A 9,677-nucleotide genomic window follows, 5' to 3' on the forward strand; every position below is an offset into this window, starting at 1 on the left:
ATTTAGAAATCTACTCGTTTCTGCTGCAATGAGTCCTTCGTCGGCAGGCAACAACGTTTTCTTTCTGCTCTCATCCCTGGACTGCCGCCTCCATAAATTTCTCCACCCGATCTGAACCAGCCTGATACTCGTCCAAACTAGGCTTGCCCTCGTTCGGCTCACCCCGCTTTTCGCTGACCAAATTATCGATCTCTTCTCGCCGCTTCCCTTCACCTTCAGAGCCGCCACCTGAAACTGCTCTCGGTATCTCAAGCGCCCCTATCTTCGCTTCCAGTGCCTTGATCTGCCCTTGTAGGCCGCGCATTTGGTCCCCGGCCGAGGGATATGGGAGGTCGCCTGTCTGCTTGTCGAAGATCTGCTTAAAGAAGCGATCGTCATAGTACTTTATCCGCTTGGCGCGCACGGGCATTTGCGCGTCGACCACCAGAACGATGTCATCAAGATCCATACGCCGCGCCTCATCCTCGGGAAGCAGCGCGGTTTCTTCAGTCCGTTCAGACATGCTGCGTCCGGCGAATGGGTTGCGACCGACCGAGCGCGAGCGAGTCACAACACGCTTGGTGGTTTTGCCGACGGCTTTGCTGAGCTCTTCGATGGTCTTTTCATCTGAGGGCGTGAGATAGAGCTTGATGCCCGCGTTACCCTGCAGGGCACGCCGGGCATTTTCACCGTAGATTTCGTCCAAGGCCGGGATCGTCTGCGTTACGATCGCGAGGTTGGCCCGGTAGGATCGCAGGGTTTCGATGCTATCGAGAACGATCGGCATTTTGCCCAGGCGGTTGAATTCATCGAGCATGATCATAACCGGCCAGGGTTCGTCCTTGCCGGGTTCATGGTCCTGCAGCGATGCCAGCAGGTCTGAGAAAAACAGGCGGATCAACGGCGCGAGCGGTTTTACCATCAGCGGTTCGACCACGAGATAAACCGAAAATGGCGATTTTCGGATATCGCGAAAATCGAAGTCCGACGTTGCGGTCGCACGGTCGATGGCCGGGTTTGACCACTGCTTGAGGCCAGATGTCATCAAGAGCGACAGGTAGGATGTCAGCGTGTCGTTGTTGGTCGAGGCCATCCGCATGAAGATCAGCTTGGCGGCTGGATTGACCACTTCATCGGCGCGGCGGCGATACTCTTTCTGCTTGTCCCCGCCCGATGCGGTGATGCGGTAGATCTCGCCCAGGGTCGGCCGCTTTCGCTCGAACGCCAAAAGTCCTGCCGCCACGAATAGGTCAATACCGCCATCGAGAAGCCCCTGCACCCGGTCGTTATCTGCTTGCAGGAACAGCGAAGCCAGAAGTTGCAGCTCCATCTGCTGGCGGTCGACGTTTTCCAGCGCCGATATGCGCAGCAAAGGATTGTACCGGTGCGAACGGCCATCCTTCCAGTCTGTTGGCGCGAACCGGAACACCTTGTCGCCCTGCGCAGCCCTGTGGCGGGCCGTTGCCTCGAAGTTTTCGCCCTTCACGTCGAGCACGACGGCACTGCCCTGATAAGTCAGAAGGTTCGGAATGACGAACCCCGTGGTCTTTCCGCGTCCGGTTGGAGCCACGATCAGCGCATGGGGAAAAACCTTGGACATGACCAAGGGTTTGCGGCTCTTGGGCTTTCCCATTTTGCCGAGGACAAAGCCGTGGCCAGGCTTGCCGAAGAAACCGTTCCGCTTCATCTCGGACATCTGCTGCCAGTGGGTTTCCCCAAATTTGGTCAGCGCATCGTTCATCAACACCGCACTGAGCAAAACACCGGCACCAGTGCTGATCCCCACGACCAAGTGAACAATCTGCATGTCGGCCTGATGCGTCGTTCGGAGAACCCCATAGCTGCGTGCCAGCATCAAGAAATCGATATCCGCCCCGACCCCGAACCAGTGGAACGTCAGAAAGGCCGACGCCAGAACATACCCCAACACCGCGCCCAGAAGAGCAAAGCTCATGACGCCGAGTGCGATCCGCGCCTTACCCATGCGTCACACCTTTTTCGCCGTCGGCATCGACATGCCGCTCGCGTTGAACATCAATTTCTTCATTGGCGATCTCGTCTAGGACATGCTCCATCGCCACACTGTTCGCCAGAGCGGCATCGCTCTGCAGATAGGCCTTAGCCGCATAGAGCCGGTCCAGGCGGTCTTCGATATGTTCCTCCAGCGCGGTCTCATCGCCAATTGCCAAGTCCGGGGTATTTTCTTCACCGGCCAGATCCTCCAGTTCGGCCCTCAAAGTCTCGCGCTCCAGATCGTTTCGGAATGGATCTGCGGTCGGATCATCTCTCAAACGGCTCAGGATGTCAGAGGTGGTCGGCGGCAACCCGTCGACTATGGCTTCCTCCCGGTCGGCCTCCACCGCTCCACTGTCCTTGAGAACTTCAGCATCGGCCAACATACGGCCCAGATCACTGTGCACATGGTCAAGGCGGTCGATCGCTTTCTCAAGCTCATCGGCGCGTGACAGGTCAAAGCCGTCCTTCTCGGCAATCGCCTTCAAATCCTGTCCAAGCCATTGCCGCTCGAGCGCGGCATTGCCCGCGCCGATTTCGACCCGACGCGCTACATCCTGCGCGTCAATGCCGGTGCCTTTCAAAGCCTGTTCAAGACGTTCGGTAAGAGCTGTATCCCGCAATGCACTTTGGGCGTCGGCCTGAATGTTCGCGGCCGAATAGATCCCGCTCTTGGAGGCATCTTCGAGCAAGGTGTGGGACTGCGTTCCCATTGGGCTCAGATGTGACAAAGAACGATAGATGTCGTTCAGCTCATGCTCCAGCGCGGCACGTCGCTCCACCGGGGCGTCCGCTACAATGCGTTCGGCCTTTTTGATCTTGTCGTGAAAGGCATCCACGACCTCATCAAACGAATGCTGTTCTTCGGCCATGCCGTATACCTTTCCATCTGCTTCAATCGGTTTGCCATGCGCCAAGAGCCGCGCGGCCTTGTCCAAGGCTGCTGCAATGTCATGCTGGTTCTCGCGAGAGGCCTCGGCGGCCAGGCCGCGATAAAGCCGCGCGTTATGCGCCACCTCAGCCAAGGCACGGTCAAGCTCCGGCCCCACGCGCTCACGTTCGGTCAGCTTCTTGCCCGTGGCTTCCGCGCGACGCTGGTCTGCATCGCTTGGCCTCTTCGTCGTGATCCCACGTTCGAGCTTTCGGGTCGCCTCAAGCCGCAACCCATAGCGGTCCGACACCTCAACCATTGCCTCGCGAAAACTGTCGTAGTTGAAATGGTGCCCTTCTTTCAGAAAAAAGAATTCACCGTCCTTGCTGCGCCGGTTCAGGACGATATGGGCGTGTGGATGGTCCCGGTCCTCATGCACGGCGGCGATGTAGTCAAAGTGGCTGCCTTCACCTTGAAAAAAACGCTCGCAGATCTCGCGCGTGATCTCGGCGACATCCTCGCCGCGCGTGCCAATCGGGAAGGCCATCAAGAGGTGCGAGGTATGTCCCAGTTTGGGATGGAACCCCTCATTCCACTGTGCGGAAAACCGGCGCGTAACCTGCTCGATCTCCTTGCCTGATAGAACGCTTTGGCCGTCATAGGTGCCACGGCTGTCGATGATAAAGCTCGACTTGGTGGTCAGGTACTCCAGCTGGTTGCGCAGCTGAGTCTTGTTGTGTGTTCCGCCGTCTCGAATGGCTTTGAAGATCGCGGGCGAATGCCCCATCGCCGCCCGGGCCATTTGCTTGGCACGGGCACGCGGCACGCTGCCGCGAATGCGGCTCCAGTCGCGATCGAAGAAGGCCTCCTGCGCGGCAGCAACGGCGCTATTCCGGGCCATCGGCAAAACCTCCCAGTACGCGAGCAACCTCGCCGGACAGCGCGCTTCGGCGGCGCTGCGCCATGTCCTGAACCTGGTCGGCGATATCGAAAATCAGCCCGGCCAAGGCGCGCACCTGGCTATGGGCAGAGTTGCCATAGGGCGGCGTCTTGCCCTGGCGCTTTGCCTCGTTTAGGCGCTGCGCGATCTGGTTGATGTTGTTGCCGGTGCGATTGAGCGAAGCCGATAGCCCCTGCATCTGGTTGGCCAGTTCATCGTCAGGAACGAAGAGATCGTTCGACGCATAGATCAGCCGCCGCAACCCGTCGGCGCGGCTGGCGATATCATGCCGCGTCAGCACCGCATCAAAGCTCGCAAGCTCCTTTGGCGTGAGCCGGACATTCACCAATTCGGAGCGCACGCGCGCGTCGAGCTTGCGGCTTTGATCGGCCTTCAACGTGTAGAAGATGCTGCGGGGCGTGACGCCAAATTCACGGGCCAAATCCTCGATCGCCACCCCTTCGGCACGCTTGCGCACGATGGCAAAACGCTGGTTCTGCGTAAGCCGCTTGTGCCGTGGTGTGCGCGGTCGGCCCATGTGAAGTAATCCCCCCTATTTCTTGCCAGCATCATACAGGCAGCCCTGTTATGGCACTTCGCTATAATTGATTCAATATTATAATATTGCATCAACTGCCTGTATTCCGTTTGGAGCAGCCGTAGGCTGCGACCGCCGGGCAAAGCCCGGCCACATGCGTGAGGCCTGGCACCACTAATCGTGGTTCCAAGCCTCAGCATTGCAAAGCAATTGCAGCGCTATTGCGCGGGCCGCGCCTTCGGCACTGGCATAGGTTTGATGGTCGGGCAGCTCGTGTAGATCAAAGGGCTGTTGCGGGTCGTCTGGGGTCTCAACTCGGATATAGATCGTCCAGCCATTGATCAGTACTGGATCATCACAATACTCCTGCCCGCCATCGGGCAGATTGCAGAACCCATGAAGATGCACGCTGGCGCGGCCCTCTCGGGCCGCCTGCCTGATGTCAGAATACCTCATGGCGAACCTCTGCACTTTCCCCGATGAAAAATTCGTCAGGCTCGCCATTCAGGCGGGTGCCATCCCGACTGGTCAAGCCGATAGCTGACCCATTCCGTGTGAAGGTGATGAGGTATTGCCCGAGGTCATCACTCGTCACTACATATCCGCTGTTGACCCAGTGAACGCGGTTGCCCGCGTCCACTGCTGCTTTGATATCTTCCAAGGTCATCGCAACGCCTCCTCAAGGATTGCGAGAGCCCCGAGACAATCGTCGATGTAGGGCTGCTCCTCGCCGTCAAGATCGTTCAGCTCCAGCCGGTTCAACACCGCGTAAAGCGTGGCGCGGGCCTCACGGGCGGCGCTTCGCAAACTCACGGTATCTTCCAGACGCGCGGTCGCAAAATCATCGCTGTGATAGTCTGGGATCATCGGATTTCTCCCGCCTTGTGCTTCCAACGCGGGGCGATGTCCTTGAACGGCACCGTGAAGGGCGGCAGCGCGTCAAAGCCGTTCGAGCTTTTGACCACCTTCACCTTGGCGCAATCATCCTCGATGCTGAGGATCTCGACGCAGAACACGCCGCCCAAACCCGACGGAACAACGATTTCCTTCAGCTCGTGCCGATGCTTCCCGCAATATACGCAGGTGCTATAAAGCCCGTCGATGATGTGACCGCCGGTCGCGCGATCACAGTCGCAGGTCCAGAATTTCGGGGGCTGATATTTGTGAGCCATTTGTGGCCTCCTCTTGGGTGCTGCGGTTGGGGCTTCCGCCCCCTTCCGCCGATGGGCTGCACACCGGCCAATCTGATCTGACCGAATACGCATGTATTCGGCGGAACAGAGTGGGTGGGGGCACAGCCCGACCCACGGCCCAGGAGCGGCCGGTCAATGGGTCAAAGCCAGCAACTGGTGCGGCCCGCAGCGCGCCTTCGCGCGAGGACACGGGTTGCAGGCTTTGACGACGCGCCCCCGCGCGGCGCTTGCCCATTGACGGGACGCGACAGGGATGTTGGGCGGACCAATCAAACTGAAAGAAGCCTGAAGGAGGTGAGCGGGCTGAAAGCTGTCGATCCTCCGCACAGTCATTTTCTCAGGGCGGCCCGTGCGCAGCAGCACGGGCCACAATTTCTCATTTCATCCCCCGAGGCCTGCGCTCCGCCACGTGAGGCGGGGCGCAGGTGCTCAAAGCTCAATACCGGCTTTCAAGTTGCCGTCCGGATCCAGCCATTTGCGCGCCTCTGCGCAGTCCAAGCAAATACAGGTGCCACTGCCTGTCACGATGACCGGCGCAAGAAAGATCACCGGATTTGACGCGCCGCATTTGCGGCACGTCATCGGGGGCAGGATTGCGGGGCCGCTCATGCTGCGGCCGCTTTCGATTGACCTGCTGCTGCTAAAACAAAATCGGCTGCCTTCTGCGCCTCGGACGCCGCGCGGAAAATCGCCCGCTTGTCCTCTTTGAGAGCTTTCAACCACCCTTCAACATAAGCGGCGCTTTGGTCGAATTCCGGCGCGACGCCAATCTGAGCACCAAGGAAACAAGCACCGATTTCCGCCACCAGCTCTTCAAAGGCATAGGCCTCACGGTGCGCAAATTTCTTGATCCTCGCAAGCCGCTTTTCGCTGCCGGTCCAATGGATCACCTCATGGGCCAAAGTCCCATAATAGCCTGCCGCATTGTGAAACGTGGCAATCGGCGGCATGTGAATGTGGTCTTTGGCGGGGCTGTAATAGGCGCGCGGGTCGTCACTGGTGAGGATCTCCGCCCCTGTCCGGCTGAAAAACGCCTCATGTTCAGGATCTTCGGCCGTGCCAAGATCGCGGGGGTCCTCGGGCCGGATGTAGTAGTCCTCCGGCAAACCCTCGATCTGATCCGCGTTGAAGACGCGGTAAGCGCGCGCATAGGGCAGTTCTTCCTCAATGCCCAATTCGTTCTCTCGGGTGAACGTCCCGTATTTGACCACGGTCGACGACGTTTCACCTTTGCGGACCTGTCCGCCCAGTTCCTGCGCCTGTTTATAGGTCATCCAGCGGCTGGACACATAGCCATGCTTGGCCGCCATGACCCAGAGCATCAAGATGTTAATCCCGCGATACTCCTCGCCGTTGTGTCGGGTCGGCAGGGCAATGCCGGTCGCGCTGCCTGTCCACGGCTTGCGCCATGGCGGCGTGCCTGCCTCAATCTCTGCAATAATGGTGTCGGTGACGTGGGCATAAACATCAAACTTCGGTGCCATTTGTGGCCTCCTCGATCAAAGTGACGCGGGTGAGGCTTTGCGCCCCCTTCCGCCGATGGGCTGCGCCTCGGCCACCTGATCTGACCGAATACGCATGTATTCGGCGGAACAGAGTGGGAGAGGGCAAAGCCCGACCCACGGCCCTGAACGGGGCTGTCAATCGGCCACATTTGCGAAGAAAATGTCTGCGCCAAAATCAGACGCCAATTTGCCCCGCGAGGAATGGCTCGCCCGCGAGACAGGGGAAATTGGTGGCTTATTTTGGGGATGGCCCAAGGTTGACCGCCACGGTCAGGGATGTTGGGCGGACCAAACAAAAGGAATGATGTCTGGATCGGGGTGAGCGGGCCAACGGCCCGTTGAGCCTCGGTGCAGTCTATTGGGAGATGTTGCCCGCGCGCTTAAGCGCGGGTTCTTCTGAAACCATGCGATACTTCCTGGGTCGCGCGCGATACAAGACCGAAGCAATCCCTCAACCCGCTGACAGAATTACAAGATATTGCAGACAGTCCGCTGAGTATATGGTTCTTAAATCTAGACCCATCCTCTAGGTTGCACTAGACTTAGGCTATGACAAGCGAATCGAACAGTCTTTCACGATGGCAGCAGGATCGCCGTGCATTCATTGAGCACAGGGTCTTTTGGCGTGGACGTGTCGGCCTTGCGGATCTGATGGACGTTATGGGCCTCAGTCGGGCTCAAGCTTCGAAAGACCTCAATAGCTACATCAATGATCATCCCGAACACATCATCTACGATAAAACGGCCAAGACCTACGTTCTGGGCCCGAAATTCGAAGAACACTACACTGCGCTTGATCCGTCAGAGTATCTTGATGATCTCCTGTCGATCTCACGGGGCGGTTCAGTCCCCGCTGCAGACTGGATTGTCTACCAACCGGACATTCTGGCAACCACTGTGCCTGGACGCGGACTAAGCGCGCTAACACTTCGCAACCTCTTATTAGCCTGTGAACAGCGCAAAGAGCTGCAAATAAGCTATCAGTCGATGTCGTCCCCCGATCCAGAAGATCGCGTTATCATTCCTCATGCCCTTGCACATGACGGATTTCGTTGGCATGCGAGAGCGCTTTGCTCAAAAGACCAAGTCTTCAAAGACTTTGTTCTCGGACGCATACTAAAGAGCGCATTGGGGGAACAATCAGATGTCGACGCCGGTACAGATGAAGACTGGCACCAAACAGTAACGCTCAAAATCGCACCGCACCCTGGCCTTCCTGAAAACCAACGCAGGATTGTCGAGCTCGACTATGCAATGAATGACGGGGCGGCAGAACTTTCAGTGCGAAAGTGCCTATTGTTTTACAATCTGAAGCGGCTAGGCCTTGATGTTGATCCAAGTATCCGCACCCCACAGGATCAGCATATAGTTTTGATCAATGACGGAGAAGTCCGCGCTGCTCTCGAGAGGGGACGGCGATGAGTGCTTTCGCGAGACAAGACTACAAGATGTCATTTAGCACCGGCGGGCTCTTCCTGAACGAAAGCCTGGAAGTCGCGCGCTTGCATGAAGACGGTGAAGCGTGGGAAGACACAATTCTCAGAGCCATGGAGGAAGGCACAACCAGCCTACCGAAATCAGCATCGAACCGCCGATCGTTGCGCGAAATTTCTAACCGACTGCTTACTCTTACGGATGAGGAACGCGCTTACCTTGTGGAAGAGGCGGACCGCTCCGAACAGCAGGCGCTGTTGTGGATCGCCACATGCCGCGCATACCGGTTCGTTCGTGAATTTGCGGTGGAAGTGGTGAGAGAGCGATACCTGTCTTACCAACTCGATTTACCGCTCGAAAGCTTTGACATTCTTTTTGAGGCAAAAGCTGAATGGGATGAAGGACTGGCCGGATTAAGTCGGTCGACCCGTCTTAAACTTCGTCAAATCACTTTTCGCATGATGCGTGAAGCCGGGATCATTTCAGAAGATGATCGCATTCAAACCGCGATTATTTCCACACATTTGAAACACATGATTGAAGATCACAACCCCGGCGAACTGGCCATTTTCCCCAGTGTTCCGGTTGAGGGAGCTTAATTTGAAACGAGAACTAAACCGGAAAGAGCGGGCCGAGCACCTCTACCGCGTGATCACGAGTGAACGCTTCCTGACCAAACAAGGCCTAGGGAATGAAGTGCCATTTTTCATCTATCCCTTTCCCGCTGAGGAAGGGCTCACCATGGTTGAGGATCGTGAAGATCTTGTGACCCGAATTCAGCACTCCGGCACTCGAGTGTTGGACCTGAACCTCTACGATCTCGCTCTCGAAATACTTTCAGAGCGCGGGATCTTAGAGCAGGTTCTTGAAATTGAGGCCGACAGTAGCAAGGGTGAGATCAAGGAGCTTCTACAAGGCGTCTTGGACCCACAGGCCCACCTGATCCCGCGTATTGGCCAGGCGATCCAAGCGACCCCACATGACGTCATTTTCTTGTCGGGCGTCGGTGAGGTATACCCTTACATCCGCTCTCACAACGTGCTGAACAACCTACAAAGCACGGCGAAAGAAGCACCAACCGTTCTCTTCTTCCCAGGAAGCTACACCCATGCTTTGGCGACTGGCGCGTCATTGGATCTCTTTGGTCAGCTTCATGACGACAAGTATTACCGCGCCTTCAACATTCTGAATTACGAGGTCTAAG

At 57.4% G+C, this 9,677-nt stretch carries 12 protein-coding genes; 3 read left to right on the forward strand and 9 right to left on the reverse strand.

Annotated features, from left to right (window positions below; genetic code table 11):
- Window positions 1–70: 70 nt before the first annotated feature.
- From ACR0AM_RS02555 to ACR0AM_RS02595, 9 genes are all read right to left on the reverse strand, one after another.
- Entirely contained in the window at window positions 71–1,963 is a 1,893-nt protein-coding gene (locus ACR0AM_RS02555) for a type IV secretory system conjugative DNA transfer family protein (RefSeq protein WP_480622035.1), read from the reverse strand.
- Entirely contained in the window at window positions 1,956–3,764 is a 1,809-nt protein-coding gene (locus tag ACR0AM_RS02560; protein ID WP_274653215.1) for a relaxase/mobilization nuclease domain-containing protein, read from the reverse strand. Before ACR0AM_RS02560 ends, ACR0AM_RS02555 begins: the two co-directional genes overlap by 8 nt.
- Window positions 3,751–4,341 (reverse strand): helix-turn-helix domain-containing protein, encoded by a 591-nt coding sequence (locus ACR0AM_RS02565; protein WP_274653213.1) that lies wholly within the window; start codon window positions 4,339–4,341, stop codon window positions 3,751–3,753. Before ACR0AM_RS02565 ends, ACR0AM_RS02560 begins: the two co-directional genes overlap by 14 nt.
- Before the next feature lie 174 nt (window positions 4,342–4,515).
- A complete protein-coding gene (locus tag ACR0AM_RS02570; protein WP_274653211.1) occupies window positions 4,516–4,797 on the reverse strand; it encodes a hypothetical protein in 282 nt (93 codons plus the stop codon).
- Complete coding sequence (locus ACR0AM_RS02575; RefSeq protein WP_446719156.1) at window positions 4,784–5,008, reverse strand: hypothetical protein; 225 nt, start codon at window positions 5,006–5,008, stop codon at window positions 4,784–4,786. The genes ACR0AM_RS02570 and ACR0AM_RS02575 overlap by 14 nt, the downstream gene beginning before the upstream one ends.
- A complete protein-coding gene (locus ACR0AM_RS02580; protein ID WP_025060004.1) occupies window positions 5,005–5,208 on the reverse strand; it encodes a hypothetical protein in 204 nt (67 codons plus the stop codon). The genes ACR0AM_RS02575 and ACR0AM_RS02580 overlap by 4 nt, the downstream gene beginning before the upstream one ends.
- The gene (locus ACR0AM_RS02585) at window positions 5,205–5,513 is read right to left on the reverse strand and encodes a hypothetical protein (protein WP_274653206.1); all 309 of its coding nucleotides are present in this window, start codon (window positions 5,511–5,513) and stop codon (window positions 5,205–5,207) included. The genes ACR0AM_RS02580 and ACR0AM_RS02585 overlap by 4 nt, the downstream gene beginning before the upstream one ends.
- A gap of 450 nt (window positions 5,514–5,963) precedes the next feature.
- Window positions 5,964–6,143 carry a hypothetical protein gene (locus tag ACR0AM_RS02590; RefSeq protein ID WP_274653204.1) on the reverse strand — a complete coding sequence of 60 codons (180 nt, stop codon included), beginning with the start codon at window positions 6,141–6,143 and terminating at the stop codon, window positions 5,964–5,966.
- Complete coding sequence (locus ACR0AM_RS02595) at window positions 6,140–7,018, reverse strand: ArdC family protein (protein ID WP_274653202.1); 879 nt, start codon at window positions 7,016–7,018, stop codon at window positions 6,140–6,142. Before ACR0AM_RS02595 ends, ACR0AM_RS02590 begins: the two co-directional genes overlap by 4 nt.
- A 570-nt stretch (window positions 7,019–7,588) precedes the next feature.
- Between ACR0AM_RS02595 and ACR0AM_RS02600 the strand changes: the two genes are divergently transcribed.
- From ACR0AM_RS02600 to ACR0AM_RS02610, 3 genes are read left to right on the forward strand one after another with little or no spacing between them, the layout of a single operon-like run.
- A complete protein-coding gene (locus tag ACR0AM_RS02600; RefSeq protein WP_260112387.1) occupies window positions 7,589–8,461 on the forward strand; it encodes a WYL domain-containing protein in 873 nt (290 codons plus the stop codon).
- Window positions 8,458–9,072: a DUF1819 family protein gene (locus tag ACR0AM_RS02605; protein ID WP_274653196.1), complete on the forward strand. Its 615-nt coding sequence runs from the start codon at window positions 8,458–8,460 to the stop codon at window positions 9,070–9,072. The genes ACR0AM_RS02600 and ACR0AM_RS02605 overlap by 4 nt, the downstream gene beginning before the upstream one ends.
- Before the next feature lies 1 nt (window position 9,073).
- A complete protein-coding gene (locus ACR0AM_RS02610; RefSeq protein WP_274653194.1) occupies window positions 9,074–9,676 on the forward strand; it encodes a DUF1788 domain-containing protein in 603 nt (200 codons plus the stop codon).
- Window position 9,677 lies beyond the last annotated feature (1 nt).

The sequence above is a fragment of the Ruegeria sp. AD9 genome, assembly GCF_056542305.1.